The 15,493-nt window shown below is 53.6% G+C and carries 15 protein-coding genes and 2 pseudogenes; 12 read left to right on the top strand and 5 right to left on the bottom strand.

What is annotated here, in order from left to right; genetic code table 11:
* From FH968_RS22735 to catA, 12 genes and pseudogenes are all read left to right on the top strand, one after another.
* Positions 1 to 205: pseudogene (locus tag FH968_RS22735) on the top strand (amidase family protein); the annotation flags it as partial.
* A gap of 111 nt (positions 206 to 316) precedes the next feature.
* Complete coding sequence (locus FH968_RS22730) at positions 317 to 1,444, top strand: acyl-CoA dehydrogenase family protein (protein WP_139883628.1); 1,128 nt, start codon at positions 317 to 319, stop codon at positions 1,442 to 1,444.
* A gap of 21 nt (positions 1,445 to 1,465) precedes the next feature.
* The gene (locus FH968_RS22725) at positions 1,466 to 1,822 is read left to right on the top strand and encodes an IacB protein (protein ID WP_139883626.1); all 357 of its coding nucleotides are present in this window, start codon (positions 1,466 to 1,468) and stop codon (positions 1,820 to 1,822) included.
* Positions 1,823 to 1,830: 8 nt separating this feature from the next.
* The gene (locus tag FH968_RS22720; RefSeq protein ID WP_223271370.1) at positions 1,831 to 2,346 is read left to right on the top strand and encodes a nuclear transport factor 2 family protein; all 516 of its coding nucleotides are present in this window, start codon (positions 1,831 to 1,833) and stop codon (positions 2,344 to 2,346) included.
* 28 nt (positions 2,347 to 2,374) lie between these two features.
* On the top strand, positions 2,375 to 3,685 hold the full coding sequence (locus FH968_RS22715) for a Rieske 2Fe-2S domain-containing protein (RefSeq protein ID WP_139883624.1): 1,311 nt from the start codon (positions 2,375 to 2,377) through the stop codon (positions 3,683 to 3,685).
* The gene (locus tag FH968_RS22710) at positions 3,686 to 4,168 is read left to right on the top strand and encodes an aromatic-ring-hydroxylating dioxygenase subunit beta (protein ID WP_139883622.1); all 483 of its coding nucleotides are present in this window, start codon (positions 3,686 to 3,688) and stop codon (positions 4,166 to 4,168) included.
* Positions 4,169 to 4,178: 10 nt separating this feature from the next.
* Positions 4,179 to 4,919 (top strand): SDR family NAD(P)-dependent oxidoreductase, encoded by a 741-nt coding sequence (locus tag FH968_RS22705; protein WP_139883620.1) that lies wholly within the window; start codon positions 4,179 to 4,181, stop codon positions 4,917 to 4,919.
* 9 nt (positions 4,920 to 4,928) lie between these two features.
* Positions 4,929 to 5,864, top strand: a complete 936-nt coding sequence (locus FH968_RS22700; RefSeq protein ID WP_223271369.1) for a PDR/VanB family oxidoreductase — start codon at positions 4,929 to 4,931, stop codon at positions 5,862 to 5,864.
* Positions 5,865 to 5,874: 10 nt separating this feature from the next.
* A complete protein-coding gene (locus tag FH968_RS22695; RefSeq protein ID WP_139883618.1) occupies positions 5,875 to 6,369 on the top strand; it encodes a flavin reductase in 495 nt (164 codons plus the stop codon).
* Positions 6,370 to 6,462: 93 nt separating this feature from the next.
* Positions 6,463 to 7,767 carry an MFS transporter gene (locus tag FH968_RS22690; protein ID WP_223271371.1) on the top strand — a complete coding sequence of 435 codons (1,305 nt, stop codon included), beginning with the start codon at positions 6,463 to 6,465 and terminating at the stop codon, positions 7,765 to 7,767.
* Complete coding sequence (locus FH968_RS22685; RefSeq protein WP_139883616.1) at positions 7,751 to 8,866, top strand: muconate/chloromuconate family cycloisomerase; 1,116 nt, start codon at positions 7,751 to 7,753, stop codon at positions 8,864 to 8,866. Before FH968_RS22690 ends, FH968_RS22685 begins: the two co-directional genes overlap by 17 nt.
* A 27-nt stretch (positions 8,867 to 8,893) precedes the next feature.
* Positions 8,894 to 9,820: a catechol 1,2-dioxygenase gene (gene catA / locus FH968_RS22680; RefSeq protein ID WP_139883614.1), complete on the top strand. Its 927-nt coding sequence runs from the start codon at positions 8,894 to 8,896 to the stop codon at positions 9,818 to 9,820.
* Positions 9,821 to 9,890: 70 nt separating this feature from the next.
* Here the strand turns inward: catA and FH968_RS22675 are convergent, their stop codons facing one another.
* From FH968_RS22675 to FH968_RS22655, 5 genes and pseudogenes are all read right to left on the bottom strand, one after another.
* Entirely contained in the window at positions 9,891 to 11,621 is a 1,731-nt protein-coding gene (locus FH968_RS22675; RefSeq protein ID WP_139883612.1) for a biotin carboxylase N-terminal domain-containing protein, read from the bottom strand.
* Positions 11,602 to 13,209, bottom strand: a complete 1,608-nt coding sequence (locus FH968_RS22670) for an urea amidolyase family protein (protein ID WP_139883610.1) — start codon at positions 13,207 to 13,209, stop codon at positions 11,602 to 11,604. The genes FH968_RS22675 and FH968_RS22670 overlap by 20 nt, the downstream gene beginning before the upstream one ends.
* A gap of 1 nt (position 13,210) precedes the next feature.
* On the bottom strand, positions 13,211 to 14,020 hold the full coding sequence (locus tag FH968_RS22665; RefSeq protein WP_139883608.1) for a putative hydro-lyase: 810 nt from the start codon (positions 14,018 to 14,020) through the stop codon (positions 13,211 to 13,213).
* Between the two features lie 9 nt (positions 14,021 to 14,029).
* Positions 14,030 to 14,800, bottom strand: a complete 771-nt coding sequence (locus FH968_RS22660) for a LamB/YcsF family protein (RefSeq protein ID WP_139883605.1) — start codon at positions 14,798 to 14,800, stop codon at positions 14,030 to 14,032.
* Between the two features lie 10 nt (positions 14,801 to 14,810).
* Positions 14,811 to 15,493: pseudogene (locus FH968_RS22655) on the bottom strand (divalent metal cation transporter); the annotation flags it as partial.

Below are 15,493 nucleotides of genomic sequence, written 5' to 3'. Positions count from 1 at the left end.
GCTGCAAGAAGCAGAAGACCCGCTCAGTGTGGTTAACCTGACTCGCCTGGTACGGCCTTTTAATCTCAGTGGTCACCCAGCTCTGACTCTACCCATTGGTGAACTTCATGGTCGCCCGGTGGCATTGCAACTGGTGGCAGCCAAAGGGTGCGAGGGCTTGTTAATCCAGGCTGCAGAGTGGTTCGAACGGCGACGACACAACTAACCGCCACCTTTTTCGTCCGTCATTACCGTTAACTGAAAACTCAATGAGTTCGTCTCATTGCGGCTTCGTGCAGCTTTTTTTCAAGTTGAAAATCCTATTTGGGAGTGAGCTATGTCTGTCGTAAACGTTCGTGAAGAGCTTGTTTCGCTACTGAGTGAAGTGACTACTCGTAGCGCTGATTTTGAGCATCAGCGTCATATTTCCGAAGACATTATCGCCCGTTTTCAACAGGTGGGTGTTTATCGCGCGCTGGTGCCGAAAATTTACGGTGGTGATGAGTGTTCCCCGGCTCAGTTTTGCGAACTGATTGAGCAGATAGCCACGGCTGATGGTTCGGCAGGTTGGGTTGCCAGTTTTGGCATGAGCCCGTTTTATCTCGGAGCCTTGCCACCGGATACGTTGAAAGAGTTGTACCGCGATGGGCCAGATGTGGTGTTCGCAGGAGGCATTTATCCGACACATAAAGCGCAGCAGGCCGATGGCGGTTATCGCGTCAGTGGGCGCTGGAGTTTTGCCAGCGGCAGTATGGGCGCATCGGTGTTTGGCGTGGGTATCCAACCGGACGGCGAGCAGTCCTTGCCTCGTATGGCAGTGCTGCCACGCGAAAGTATTCATATCGATCCGGTCTGGAATACCGTGGGGCTGGCCGGAACGGGTAGCCACGACTTGCTGGTCAACGACACGTTTGTCCCGCAGGAATGGACCTTTATTCGCGGCGGCGCACTGAATCTGGAAGGGCCGCTTTATCGCTATCCGGTGCTTTCTCTCGCAACCCAGGTTTTGTCGGTGGTTGCGCTCGGCATCGCTCGGGCGGCACTCAATGAAATCTATGTTATCGCCCATCGTCAGCAATCCGTTACCGGGGCACCACGCCTCGCCGACAGACCTCAGGCGCAAATGCAAATTGCCCGCTGCGAAGCAGAACTGCGTTCAGCGCGTTCCTGGTTCTATGAAGCGATAGAGGATGTCTGGCAGCGTTTATTGGCGGGGGATGAAGCAAATCAGGAACAGATCAATGCCTTACGCCTGTCGTCAACTCACGTCACTCGCGTAGCGGCAGACGTGGCCCGCCAGGCGTTGGCACTCAATGGTATGGGAGGCGTCACGATGACGAGCCCACTTCAGCGCTATGTGCGCGACACCATGGTGATTACGCAACACGCCTTTATGGGCGACCTCTCTTATATCAATGCCGGTACGGTCTTTTTCGGCGGTAAACCGCTGCCGGGTTACTTGTGATTTTTCCTTAAGGAGCAACAGATGAGCCAGACAAATAAATTGCGTGTGCTGTTTTGCATCGGCGTGAATCAGAACTTTTTTGATGCAAGCCCAGTTGAGGCGAAACAAGTGTGGGGCGCCTTTGGCGTAATGATGAAAGGGGTCGAGGAAACGCCTGGAATTCGCGTTATTGGCAATATGGATGACGACCAACTAATGGTTGGCCCGTCAACAACCGCACCATGGACGACCTATATCCTGGCCGATGCCGATGCACTGGAAAACGTTGCCGCGGTTTGCAACCTGTTCCGTACCACGCCTGTCGGCGACAGCAGCAAGTTATGGAAGTACTGCAAGATTGAAGCGCGCGTTGGGCGTGAACTGATTATTCAGGGCTAACGGGGGCAATGATGACTTCACAGGATGTGCTGCGTTTACGGCAGCTCGAAGACCAGCAGGCAGCAAGGGTTTGTATCAGCAACTACATGCGGTTGTGCGACAACCTTGAGAGTGCCGAAACGGTACAGGCAATCGGGGCGCTGTTTACCGCTGATGCTTGCTGGGAAGGTGTGGGCGAACCTTACGCAACACGACTGGGGAGACATCAGGGGCGAAAGGCCATTGTAGACATGATGGCCGGCTATGTACGAACCCCTGCGCATTTTGCGATGAACGCCCATTTTCTGTGTTCTGAAGCCATCAGCCAGTTGGCAGACGGTGAACTGCGTGGCCGCTGGCTGATGCTGCAAACCTCAGCCTTTAGCGCCGGAGGTGCCCATCTGAACGCCGCAGAAATTATCGTGAAATTCCGCCGCGAAGAAAGCGGTATGAGTATCCAACATTTTACCACGCGCAACCTGTTCAGCCGGCCCGTAGACCATTGGCATGCTGCGGATGAATTGCCGGTACCTGACCAAAAATAGACAGCCGAATACGTGCAGGAGATTGGACATGCATTGCGACAACATCATCAACATCAAGAATATTGATACCACGGCGGCAACGGTTCCTGATTGCGCGGAAATTGCGGCCCTGGTTCAGCACGACCGGGTTCACACTTCGCTCTATAACTCAGACGAGCTGTTCAAGCTTGAACTGGATCGTATTTTTAGTAAAACCTGGGTTTGGGTGGCGCACAGTAGCGAAATCCCTGAAACCGGGAGTTTTAAAACCACAGAAATTGGTACGCAGCCGGTTATCGTGGTGCGTGACCGTAAAGGGACTGTCCACACGCTACTAAACCGCTGTCGCCACCGTGCTGCCACCGTTTGCGAACATCGCACCGGTAAAACCAACAGCTTTGTGTGCCCGTACCACGGTTGGGGCTACGCGCTGGATGGCAGTTTGCGTGGCATTCCGCATCCAGAAAGCTATGCCGATCAGCTGGAAAAAGGCGAGCTGGGGCTGGTGTCACTGCGTACTGAACAATATGCAGGCATGATTTTTGCGACCTTCAATGAGCACATTGAACCGCTGGTCGATTTCCTCGGTCCGGCAAAAAAATGGATGGACCTGTTTATGAAGCAGGGCGCAGGTTTTCCTATTAAGACCGGGCCTGCACACCGCTTCCGCTTCCCAGGCAACTGGAAAATCCAACTGGAAAATACCACTGACGGTTATCACTTCCCGGTTGTGCATCGTTCCTTCCTGAGTTCTGTCGATAAGCAGACCGAACAGATGCTCAACTTTGTTGACGGCAGTGGCTATGTCGAAGATTTGGGTAATGGCCACAGTGTGATGGTGATGATCCCAGAACTTGTGGATCTGGACGCTAACCTCGATGCGCCGATCCCTGAACGCTTTACCGAACTGGCCGATGCCCTGCGTCTTGAGCATGACGAACAGCAGGTGCGACGCATTGTCCGTGCCGTTGGTGGATCCGGCTTTAACCTCAATCTTTTCCCTAACATCGCCTGTTCGATGGCCTTTTTCCGCGCCTTACAACCGATTTCAGTACATGAAACCGAAATTCATCATGCGGTGATCATGATGGATGGTGGCCCAGAAATTGCCAACCAGGCAAGGTTGCGTCTGCATGAACATTTCCAGGGGCCGATGGGCTTTGGAACGCCGGACGACTCCGAGGCCTGGGAGCGCGTGCAGCGCGGTGCAACGTCAGGCAATGATCTGTGGATCATGCTCAATCGCGGTTTGGCGGGGGAATACCGTACCGATGATGGCTTGCGCAGCGACGTGAGCGCCGAAACTGGTATGCGTGCAGCCTACCAGATGTGGAAAAAACTGATGACGGAGGCGGAATAAATGACGACGCCAGACTCTGTACTGTTTGCGGCTATGTCGCTGATTAACCTGGAAGGCGATCTGCTTGATCAAGGTGAGTTTAATGCCTGGCTTGAGTTATGGCAGCGCGATGGTCTTTACGTGGTGCCGATTGATCCACAGGAAACGGATTTCAAAAATACGCTGAACTATGCCTGTGACGATCACGAAATGCGCGCCAGACGCGTCAAACGCCTGTATAGCGGCGAATCGATTTCGACCACTCCGCGAGCCAGAACGCTCAGAACACTGTCGCGTTTTCGTCTGCTCGAATCACAGGATGAATTGATTGTGGTGCGGGGTGCTCAGTCACTTTGGGAACATCGAAAAGGCAACAGCCGCCACTACGCAGCAGACATCACCTGGCACCTGCAACCGCAGGGCGACACGTTGCTTATCAAACAAAAAGTGATCCGTTTGATCAATAGCGATGATGTCCTGCACAGCATTGGTTACATCCTCTGAGGAACCTCTTATGACACAAACCGTATTAGTCACTGGCGCGGCCGCCGGACTGGGAAATGTCATCGCCGCAAATCTTCTGGAGCAAGGGTTCCAGGTTGTGTTGTCGGATGTGAACATCGAACGGGCGCAGCAGGCGGCAGACAGTCTGGATAACGGCCAGGGGAAGGTGCTGGCCGTAGGTCTGGATATTCGCCAGCCGCAAGATTTTGAGCGAGCGCTGGCGGTAACCATCGACCATTTTGGCAGGCTCGACGTGCTGGTGAACAACGCCGCGCTGACGCTGGCAACCCCCGTTATGGATATTGACGTTGAGGAGTTTGATCGCGTTATTTCGACCAATTTGCGCGGCACGTTTGTCGGCTGCCAGACGATGGGGCGCTACTTCGCCAAACAAGGTTATGGCCGCATTATCAACCTTGCGTCACTGGCCGGACAAAACGGCGGCACTGCCTCGGGTGCGCATTACGCCGCTTCCAAAGGCGGCATTTTGACGCTGACCAAAATATTCGCCCGCGAGCTCAGTAAATCCGGTGTCACGGTCAACGCGATTGCGCCAGGACCATTGGATTTACCCTCGGTTCATGCGCTGGTTCCGGAAGATAAAATGGCTGGGTTATTACAAATGATCCCGGTCGGTAAATTGGGCGAGGCTGAGTTTGTCGCGCACGTTGTGGCATTGCTGGCTTCACCACAGGCATCGTTTGTCACCGGGGCAACCTGGGACATCAACGGTGGCCTGTTTATGCGTTAAGGAGCCAACATGCTGCTGACATTACAAATTATCAGACGCGAGTTGCAAGGTGACGTAGTGCTGCTGACGCTGGCCCATGCAGATGGTATTGAGCTGCCGCAATTTAGTGCCGGTGCGCATATCGACCTGCATCTGACGCAAGATTTGGTGCGCCCCTATTCGCTGTGCAGTAGCCCGAAAGATCGCCATCACTACCAGTTGGGCATCCTGAAAGACAGCAAATCCCAGGGCGGTTCACTGGCGGCGCATACCTTGCGTGAAGGCGACGAGGTTCAGGTCAGTGTGCCACGCAATTTGTTTGCTTTGGACTCACGCGGAACACACAGCTTGCTGATTGGCGGTGGGATTGGTGTGACGCCGATGCTCGCGATGGCCGCAGAACTGCATGCCGCTGGGCGTTCATTTTCCCTGCATTACTCGGCGCGAACGCGTGCGCAAGCCGCGTTTATCGCTCAACTGCAAAATGCGCCATACGCGGACAATGTACATCTGCATTTTAGCGATGAGCAGCGTTTAAACCTGCACTCGGTGCTGTGTGATGTTCCGGCGAATACTCATGTTTATGTTTGCGGACCAACACGGTTGATGGATGCGGTGAATGAACAGGCGAATAGCCTGGGATACCAACCTGATCATGTTCATCAGGAGTGTTTTAGCGCAGACGTACAAATTCAAGGCGCGGCTTTTGAAGTGGTGGCGGCAACCAGCGGGATAACCGTTCAGGTGGCTGAAAACCAAAGCATCGTCGAGGCTCTGGCACTCGCAGGGCTGAAAGTGTGTGTTTCCTGCAAGCAGGGGATTTGTGGCAGTTGCCTGACTAACGTGCTGGAAGGGGAGCCGGATCATCGCGATAGCTACCTGACGGATGACGAAAAAGCCGATGGCGACCAAATCCTGCTGTGTTGTTCCCGTGCGAAAAGCGCCCGTTTGATTATCGATTTGTAAGGAATATCTCATGACACTGCAAACAGAGTTTCGAAATGCGATGGCACAACTTGGGAGTGCGGTATCTGTTATCACAACAGATGGCCCGGCGGGTAAGTTCGGCTTTACGGCTTCAGCCGTATGCAGCGTGACAGACCAGCCCCCAACGTTGTTGGTTTGTATGAATCGCCACTCCTTCGCGAATGACCATTTCAAACAAAACGGCACGTTATGCGTCAACGTGCTTTCCGGTGAACATCAGGATTTATCAGGGGTTTTCGCCAATGCCAGTTTGCGTTCAGAACAACGCTTTGGGTATGACAACTGGCAGGTGCTGGCCAGCGGTGCACCGGTTTTAAGCTCATCGGTCGCAAGCTTCGATTGCATCATTGATACCTGCCATGAAGTGGGCAGCCATACGGTCTTTTACTGCCAGGTGCAGGCGGTTCGTATCAGCGAGCAGCCACGCGGGTTGGTCTATTTTAACCGTCGTTACCACACCATCGGCGACGATGTTAAAGCGTAAGCGGAAATTCAACCAACGAGGTAACGCTTCATGAGTGATATCGCGGAAAAAAATGCGCAGGCCTCTACGGCTGCTCCGCACGATGCAAAACAAATGCGCAAACTTATCATCGCATCTGTGTTTGGCAATGCGCTGGAATGGTATGACTTCTTTCTGTACGGGACAGCTGCGGCACTGGTGTTTGGCCCTTTATTCTTCCCGGTTGGGGGCGACCCACTACAGGGAACATTGCTGGCGTTTTCAGGGTTTGCGGTGGGCTTTCTGGCCCGCCCGTTGGGTGGGATTGTCTTCGGGCATCTGGGCGATCGCTACAGCCGTAAGATGACGCTTATCATGACTCTGACGCTAATGGGGGCGACTACCTTCGTCATTGGTCTGCTTCCGGTTTATGCCCAGGTTGGAATTTGGGCCCCGATATCGTTAATCAGCCTGCGTTTTTTACAGGGTGTGGCATCGGGCGGGGAGTGGGGCGGCGGCGTATTAATGTTAAGTGAAAACGCACCACCGACACGACGCGGTTTCTACACAGCATGGAGTCAGATGGGCGTGTCGGGCGGTTTTGTCTTATCTGCGTTTGCCTTTTATCTGGTGCAGAAACTGCCGGAATCCTCTTTTATGAGCTGGGGTTGGCGCGTACCGTTTTTATTGAGTCTGCTGATTTTTCTGGTGGGTGTTTATATTCGTAAAAACATCCGTGAAAGTCAGACATTCCAGCAGGCAAAGCCACAAGAAAAACACGAAAAAATCCCCCTGGTTGTCCTGATTCGCGATCACCGCAAGGCATTGCTACAGGCCATTGCGCTGCGTTTACCCGAAAATGGCGCGTCCTATATCTTTTTCACCTTCTCGGTGGTGTATGCCAAACACATTGGCATCAGTACCGGCATCATTATCAGTGCGGTGACGCTCGCCATGCTGGTGGAGTTTTTCTCGATTCTGTTCTGGGGGATGCTGTCTGACCGCATCGGCCTGAAGCCTGTTTACTACATTGGTGTGATTGGCCTGTTGGTGATGGCTTTCCCTTTCTTCTGGCTACTTTCTACCGGCGATTATGGCTGGATTATGGTGGCGATGCTGCTGGGGTTACCGGTTTGCCATGGCGCGATGATTGGCACACAGCCATGCATCATGAGTGATCTCTTCCCGGTGCGAGTGCGCTATTCAGGGCTGGCACTGGGGCATGAAGTGGGATCTATTTTTTCTGGCGGGCTGGGGCCGATGCTGGCGGTAGCGTTGCTGATTGAATTTGATGCTTACTGGCCTGTTTCATTATTGCTGATTGGCTATGCGCTAGTGGCCTGGATTGCGCTGTGGAGTTTGCCATCACAAGACTCGTCTGCAAGCCAATCTGTCATGCCTCGTTTAACTCCAGGAGTCGTCAATGAGTCTCACGATTGAGTCAATTTCTTGCAGCCTTGTGGATATCCCCACCATTCGTCCGCATAAACTGTCGATGGCAACCATGGGATGCCAGACGTTGACCATCATCAAAATGACGTGTGCGCAGGGGGTTGTCGGATGGGGCGAGGCGACCACTATCGGTGGTTTGAGCTATGGCTCAGAAAGCCCGGAAGCCATTAAATCTGCCATTGAGGCCTATCTGGCACCATTGCTGTGCGGAAAGACGTTTAACGGTGTAGCAACGCTTGCGGAAACCATGAACGCCAGCGTGAAGGGAAATACCTTTGCAAAATCAGCGCTGGAAACTGCATTTCTTGATGCACAAGGCAAAGCGCTGGGATTGCCGGTCAGTGACCTGCTGGGCGGGGCACTCACTCAGCGTCTTCCTGTGCTCTGGACGCTGGCCAGTGGCGATACAGAGAAGGACATTGAAGAAGGAAAGCGCCTACTGGCAGAAGGGCGACACAATACCTTCAAACTCAAGATTGGTGCGCGCGGGCTTGATGTGGATATTCGTCATACGCTGGCGATTAAAAACGCTCTTGGCAGTGATGTCAGCATTCGTGTTGATGTGAACCAGGCATGGGATCTCAGCACGGCTATCAAAGGGTTGGCGCAGTTGCAGGAAGGTGGAATCGACCTGGTGGAGCAGCCAACTGGGCTGTGGGACAGGCAAGGTTTAATTAATCTGAGCCAGCGTTTTTCCATTCCAATTCTCGCGGATGAAGCCGTGGCGACCAGCCACGATGGTTATGCACTGGCGAGTGGCGGATTCACTGGAGCCTGGGCGCTTAAAATTGCCAAAGCAGGCGGTCCGGTGCAGGCGCTTAAACTCGCACACGTGGCGCAGGCGGCAGGCATTGGGCTGTATGGCGGCACGATGCTGGAAGGCACATTAGGTACAGTCGCTTCATTGCACGCCTGGTCGACAGTAAAAATGCAGTGGGGGACAGAGATGTTCGGTCCATTGTTGCTCAAGGATGACATTGTGGTACGCCCGCTGGAATACAGCCACGGGCAAGTCACATTACCGCAGGGCCCCGGATTGGGCATCGAAATCGACGAAGATAAACTGAAGTTTTACACCAGAAAATAATAATTACCCTACAGTGAGGAATAAACAATGTCAGTTAATCCGGTAAAAACATCTGAGTTAGAAAAATTACTTGCCGTTAGCAGTGGCTTAGTTTCCCTTCAAGGCAACGAGCGTTTTAAATCAATTATGCATCAGTTGCTCGGTGATATTTGTCATTCGATTAAGAAGTTCGATATTACCGATGAAGAATTTTGGCTGGCAGTGAATTATCTGAATGAATTAGGCGAGCGCAAAGAGGCCGCATTATTGGCGGCGGGGTTAGGGTTGGAACATTATCTTGATATGCGCGCTGATGAAAAAGAAGCCGCCGCCGGGAATGAAGTGGGCACGCCACGGACCATCGAAGGGCCGCTGTATGTCGCCAATGCACCTCTGAGCCAGAATTACGCCCGCATGGATGATGGTACTGAGCAATCGGAAATTATGTGGTTGCACGGGAAAGTGACAGATGCGAACGGTAAGCCAGTAGCTGGGGCGATTGTCGATATCTGGCATGCAAACACGCTGGGGGGATATTCGTTCTTTGATCAATCACAAAGCCAATATAACCTGCGCCGCCGTATCCAGACGGGTGCTGATGGTAGCTATGCTGTGCGCAGTATTGTGCCTTGCGGCTATGGTTGCCCGCCTGATGGCCCAACCCAAAAATTGTTAACCGAACTGGGCCGCCATGGTAATCGCCCGGCACATATTCATTTCTTTATCTCGGCACCTGGTTTCAAACATCTAACTACGCAGATTAACCTCAACGGTGATGCCTACTTATGGGATGACTTTGCTTTTGCCACCCGTGAAGAATTGATTGCCGACCCAGTTAAAATTAATGATGCCAACATTGCCGAGAGCCGTAATATCCATCAGCCACACACTGAAGTGAATTTTGACTTCACACTGGTACCGGCCATTGATAATAACGAAGATGCGAAAATTAAAAGATTACGTGTGATGGAATAATACTGAACTAATAAACACCTGAACATATCGTTTTATTGTTACAACGATATGCTCAGGGTCTTAAATAATATTAAGTAATTTCTCCCAGCGCACTTCCAGCCTCAATTGAATGACCGGTTACAGCGTGCTGTTTCAAGGTTCCGCTGCGATGCGCCACAACCTGAACCTCCATTTTCATGGCCTCCATTACCGCAATAACCTCGCCTTCCCGCACGGCTTTGCCTTCTTCTGCCAACCAACTGTGAAGCAGGCCAGAAATAGGTGCTTCAACCGCTGTTTCATTGACGAGTTCGTGGGTTGTTTGTACTACGTGACCAGGCTCCGACAAGGCTGCTCCACGCAGCAAGTTTGCGGGCAAACCAAGTTGCACACGACGGCCATCAAGTTCAATCCAGGTGCGGGTTAAGGTTTCATCCGTTTTAGGTGTTTGGCGCGGAGCAAACTCAATGCGGCCTGCAAAATCGGTTTCAATCCAGCGGGTGTGAACGGCGAATTCTTTTGTGAAATCGGCATCGTCCATCACCGCGCGATGGAACGGTAGCACTGATGCGACGCCATCAATTTCAAACTCACGTAGAGCGCGACGAGCGCGCGCAATCGCCTGTTCGCGGGTGCTGCCAGTCACAATCAGTTTTGCCATTAGCGAGTCATAACTGCCGGGCACGCTTGAACCGGCGTCAACACCACTGTCGACACGAATCCCTGGCCCGCCTGGAGCACGGAATACGGTGACTTTGCCAGGCGTGGGTAAGTATCCTTTTCCGGCATCTTCTGCATTAATGCGAAACTCAAATGAGTGGCCGCGCGGTGCAGGCGTTGCCTGAATGCTAAGTGGCAGACCTTCGGCGATACGTAACTGTTCCACCACAATATCGAGCCCCGTCGTCTCTTCGGTGACAGGGTGCTCCACCTGGAGGCGAGTGTTCACTTCGAGGAACGAAAGTGTTCCATCACGGCTTAACAAAAACTCGACTGTTCCTGCGCCACTGTAGCCCGCATGAGCACAAATATCGTGTGCTGCTGCATGGATTTGTTCACGCAGGCTTTGGGTAATAAAGGGAGCTGGGGCTTCTTCCACCAGTTTCTGGTTACGACGCTGGAGCGAGCAATCACGGGTGCCGAGTACCACAACATTTCCATATTTGTCGGCAATCACCTGCGCTTCAATATGGCGTGGGCGGTCAAGATACTGTTCCACATAACACTCGGCGCGACCAAATGCGCTCAGTGCTTCGCGTGTGGCGGAGAGGTAAAGCTCTTCGACTTCTTCAAGTTTCCAGGCCACTTTCAAACCGCGCCCACCACCGCCAAAAGCGGCTTTAATCGCCACCGGCAAGCCGTGTGTGATGGCAAAATCGAGCACTTCAGCAGCACTATTGACGGGGTCTGACGTGCCTTTTACCAACGGCGCACCCACTTCCATCGCAATCTTTCGCGCCTGTACTTTGTCGCCGAGTTTTTCAATGGTGTCTGGTTGCGGACCAATCCAGATAAGCCCAGCGGCCTGTACGGCGCGAGCAAACTCAGCTCGTTCAGACAGAAAACCGTAACCAGGATGTACCATTGTGGCACCGCAGCGCAGGGCAATATCCACCAGTGCATCAATGTTTAAATAGGTGTCCGCAGAGCTTGTGCCGGGCAGCGCCCAGGCTTCATCGGCCATTTGAACATGCATCGCGTCGGCATCAGGGTCAGCATAAACCGCCACGGACTGTGCACCGTAGTCCCGGCAGGCACGAATAATACGAACGGCAATTTCGCCACGGTTGGCGATCAGAACTTTATGCGGCGCGATGGTCACTGGCTTCACTCCCTGTTAATTCAGTAAAGGGTTGGATGATGTTAAACCGGATGACGGCACCCGGAGGGATTTGTCCGGCCAAATCGAGATGATATTGCGCGACTGCGGCAATCACCGGATAACCGCCCGTTAACGGATGGTCATGCAAAAACAGCACGGGCTGGCCATTGGCGGGAACTTGAATCGACCCGCTGCAAGTGCCTTCACTGGGTAGTTCCTGATGCAGGCGGCGTTCCAGGCGCTGTTCTCCGGCAAGACGCAGGCCAATGCGGTTAGACTGCGGCGTGACCAGCCAGCCTTGGGCGGTCAGCTTTTCAAGTGCTTGAGTCGTAAACCAGTCGGTGCGCGGCCCAGAAATAATATCTAACGTCACTGTTTCGCCCACGGCTGGAAGCCCAGATGGGGGAAGTTCATCAAGCAGAACGGCGTTGCAATGCGGATGTGCACCGGTCTGTAAAATATCGCCAACACAAATCGGCTCCGGGCCTAACTGCGCCAGACTGTCACGCGCAGCGCTTCCCAGTATTTGCTCGACAACAAACCCGCTGCGAACCGCCAGATAGCTACGCAAACCGCGAGTGGGTGTTCCAACGTGGATTTCATCTCCGGCGGCTAAATTCAGTGGACGATAGCTCTCAACAAAGAAACGCTCACCTTCGGCAGTTTTCAGGGTTAACGGGCAGGGTGCACCGGTAATACTGATGACGACATCGCCGTTTGCCCTCGCTCGAAAACCACCCTGGGTTATCTCAAGGCAGGGTGAATGGTTCGGGTTACCGACAATGCGATTTGCGGTGTGCTGCGCATTTTTATCCATTGAGCCTGATTCCGACAGGCCGAGAGAGGCTTTCCCGGCGCGTCCGTCATCTTGCCACGTTGTTTGCAGCCCGGTAGCAAGCACCGTCATGGTTGCGCTTTCACTTGCAACTGGCTGGTGCTGGCGGGTCTTGGTAGGCAGTGAAATCATTGTCGATTTTGCATCACTATCAACAAACTGAACCTGGCTGCCAGGCAACAGCAGTGCGGGCTGCTCGCGAGCCAAATCCCACATGTGTAATTCAGTCTGGCCGATGAGTTGCCAACCGCCAGGGCTGGCTTGCGGATAAATCCCGCTGAACTCTCCAGCAAGTGCCACAGAACCTGCGGGGATACGCGTGCGCGGTGTACTGCGACGCGGAATTTGCCAGCCGCCTGTGTCTGAAACCATATAGGCAAAACCAGGAGCAAAGCCGGTGAACGCAACGTTCCAGACTGATTCCTGGTGGCGACGGATAACTTCCTGAATGTCGACGCCCATCAGTTCAGCAACAGCGGGAAGATCTTCGCCGTTATAGTTCACGGGGATAGTCACCAATGGGCCACTGCGGCTGCCGTGTTGCGTCAAACGCCGCTGCGATATTTTTTCTGCGAGCTGCGCCATGCTGGTTTGCAGGGGGTGATAGCGAATCAGGAGCGTGCGTGCTGCCGGGATAATTTCTTCTATTCCTTTTTCTGGAAATGCACTGAGCGCATCAAAAAGTGCCAGCGTGTCGTCAAGTGAGGCGAGTTCTACCAGGAAGCTGCTGAGGTTTACGGCTAAAAATCTCACTTCACGCTCCCTGCCAGGCGGCATCGGGAACATCGGTAATAAACATGTGGCCTGGTGCGTGGCTAAGGGCAAAAGGCACAGCAGATTTCATGACTGCTGCCTGCGGCGTAACGCCACATGCCCAGAACACCGGGATTTCACCGGGCTCAATACGTACCGGGTCGCCAAAGTCAGGGCGAGAAATATCACTGATACCCAGCAGATGCGGCTCGCCAATATGAACCGGTGCTCCGTGTACCGCCGGGAAGCGGCCACTGATCATCACCGCATCAGCCACTCGATCAGCCGGGATAGGGCGCATGGAAACGACTAACTCACCTTGCAAGCGGCCCGCCGGGCGGCAAAGACGATTGGTTTTATACATGGGCACGTTGCAGGCATCGGTAATATGGCGCACGTCGATACCCGCTTCCCGCAGCGGCGTTTCAAAGGTAAAGCTGCAACCGATCAAAAAGGTGACTAAATCGGGGTGCATTTCCCAGACTGCGCGGGCATCGGTGATTTCATCCACCAGTTTGCCGTGCTCCCAGACGCGGTAGCGCGGGATATCTGTGCGTAAATCAGCCTCTTCCGCCAGCACCGTCTGATGGCCGCCAGCTTCTATAACATCCAGCACCGGGCAGCTTTGCGGGTTGCGTTGGGCATAGAGCAGAAAATCAAAAGCCCAGTCTCGCGGCAGACAAATCATGTTCGCCTGAGTCATGCCAGGCGCCATTCCGGCAGTGGGTTTATCAAAACCGTTACGAATAGCAAGGCGTGCTTCGCGCGCGGCAGTAATCGCCTGCTGGCTGGCTTTCATTAATGTTGTCATAGCCGTTCCTTATGCCTGAGGGATGAATGAGCGAATTGCGATGCCCTGAGCCTCAAGCAACACACGGATCTGGCTTGCCATGGCTATCGCACCAGGGCTGTCGCCGTGCACACAAATGGACTCGGCCTGAATCGGCGTGAATTTGCCTTCGATGGACTGCACGCCACCTTCGGTTATTAATTGCAACATACGTTCTGCCACTTGTTGAGCATCGTGCAACACAGACCCTGCTTCACGACGGGAAACCAGCGTGCCATCTGCGTGATAGGCGCGGTCGGCAAAGGCTTCAGCAATCGTGCTCAATCCCTTTTGCTGTGCCAATTGCAGCACCGGTGAACCCGCCAGCCCAACCAGCGGCAACTGCGGGTCAACCGCCAGAATACCGTCGATTACAGCCAGTGCCTGGCGTTCGTTATAAGCAATGGTGTTGTAGAGGGCACCGTGAGGTTTGACGTAACGTACTTTAGTGCCTGCGGCGCGAGCCAGCCCTTGCAGCGCGCCAATCTGGTAAATGACATCAGCGGTTAGCTCGTCGCTTGCGATGTCCATATTGCGGCGGCCAAATCCCACCAGGTCGGGGTAGGCGACATGCGCACCTACCGTCACACTCTGCGCTTTTGCCGCTTTCAACGTTTCAAAAATGCCTGCCGGGGAACCGGCGTGAAAACCGCAGGCCACGTTCGCGCTGCTAACCAGTTTCAGAATTGCGGCATCGTCGCCCATGCTCCACTGCCCGAAGCTTTCGCCCAAATCGCTATTGAGATCAATCGTTCTTAACATGTGCTTTTCCTCAGACAACTTTCAGGAAATTGAAAATAGCGCCAACGGAGAGCGCGCCCATGTACCAGGTCAGCGCACAGGTAACTAGCCCCGACCAAAGCAGCCAGCGTGGATATTTATAACCCGACATCAAGTCGGCTCGTTTCCAGCCCACGTAAACAAAAATAGTCAGGCCAATAGGTAAAATCAGGCCGTTGAAGCCGCCGGCAAAGACCAGCAGTGCCGCAGGTGCTGTGCCCAACAGCAGATAAACCACCAATGAAACGGCGATAAATATAATGGTCGCGATGTTCCGTTGGCGTTCCGTCATTTTCTGATTAAACACTGTCATGAAGCTGACTGATGTGTAGGCTGCGCCAATGACGCTGGTCAGTGCTGCGGCCCAGAAGATAAAGCCGAAGATCCTGACGCCAATGCTGCCAACGGCATGTTGAAATGCCTGTGAGGCTGGGTTTGCAACCTGACTGGAAATATCCAGTGTTACCCCACTTGCCACCACACCCAGCACGGCCAGGAACAGTACGTAACGCATTAATCCTACGACCAGGATACCTTTAGTTGCCGCAGAGGAAACCGCTGCAATATTTTCGACGCCAGTCATGCCTTTATCTAACAGGCGATGCGCCCCGGCATACGAGATGTAACCGCCCACGGTACCGCCCACAATGGTGGTTATCATGGCAAAGTTCATGC

The sequence above is a fragment of the Buttiauxella sp. B2 genome (assembly GCF_006376615.1).
Classification (GTDB): domain Bacteria; phylum Pseudomonadota; class Gammaproteobacteria; order Enterobacterales; family Enterobacteriaceae; genus Buttiauxella.
This window is presented reverse-complemented; position numbering and strand designations above follow the sequence as displayed.

Coding starts and splice junctions, on each gene's coding strand:
- FH968_RS22730 (WP_139883628.1), top strand. CDS start 317: ATGTCTGTCGTAAACGTTCGTGAAGAGCTTGTTTCGCTACTGAGTGAA.
- FH968_RS22725 (WP_139883626.1), top strand. CDS start 1,466: ATGAGCCAGACAAATAAATTGCGTGTGCTGTTTTGCATCGGCGTGAAT.
- FH968_RS22720 (WP_223271370.1), top strand. CDS start 1,831: ATGATGACTTCACAGGATGTGCTGCGTTTACGGCAGCTCGAAGACCAG.
- FH968_RS22715 (WP_139883624.1), top strand. CDS start 2,375: ATGCATTGCGACAACATCATCAACATCAAGAATATTGATACCACGGCG.
- FH968_RS22710 (WP_139883622.1), top strand. CDS start 3,686: ATGACGACGCCAGACTCTGTACTGTTTGCGGCTATGTCGCTGATTAAC.
- FH968_RS22705 (WP_139883620.1), top strand. CDS start 4,179: ATGACACAAACCGTATTAGTCACTGGCGCGGCCGCCGGACTGGGAAAT.
- FH968_RS22700 (WP_223271369.1), top strand. CDS start 4,929: ATGCTGCTGACATTACAAATTATCAGACGCGAGTTGCAAGGTGACGTA.
- FH968_RS22695 (WP_139883618.1), top strand. CDS start 5,875: ATGACACTGCAAACAGAGTTTCGAAATGCGATGGCACAACTTGGGAGT.
- FH968_RS22690 (WP_223271371.1), top strand. CDS start 6,463: ATGCGCAAACTTATCATCGCATCTGTGTTTGGCAATGCGCTGGAATGG.
- FH968_RS22685 (WP_139883616.1), top strand. CDS start 7,751: ATGAGTCTCACGATTGAGTCAATTTCTTGCAGCCTTGTGGATATCCCC.
- catA (WP_139883614.1), top strand. CDS start 8,894: ATGTCAGTTAATCCGGTAAAAACATCTGAGTTAGAAAAATTACTTGCC.
- FH968_RS22665 (WP_139883608.1), bottom strand. CDS start 14,020: ATGACAACATTAATGAAAGCCAGCCAGCAGGCGATTACTGCCGCGCGC.
- FH968_RS22660 (WP_139883605.1), bottom strand. CDS start 14,800: ATGTTAAGAACGATTGATCTCAATAGCGATTTGGGCGAAAGCTTCGGG.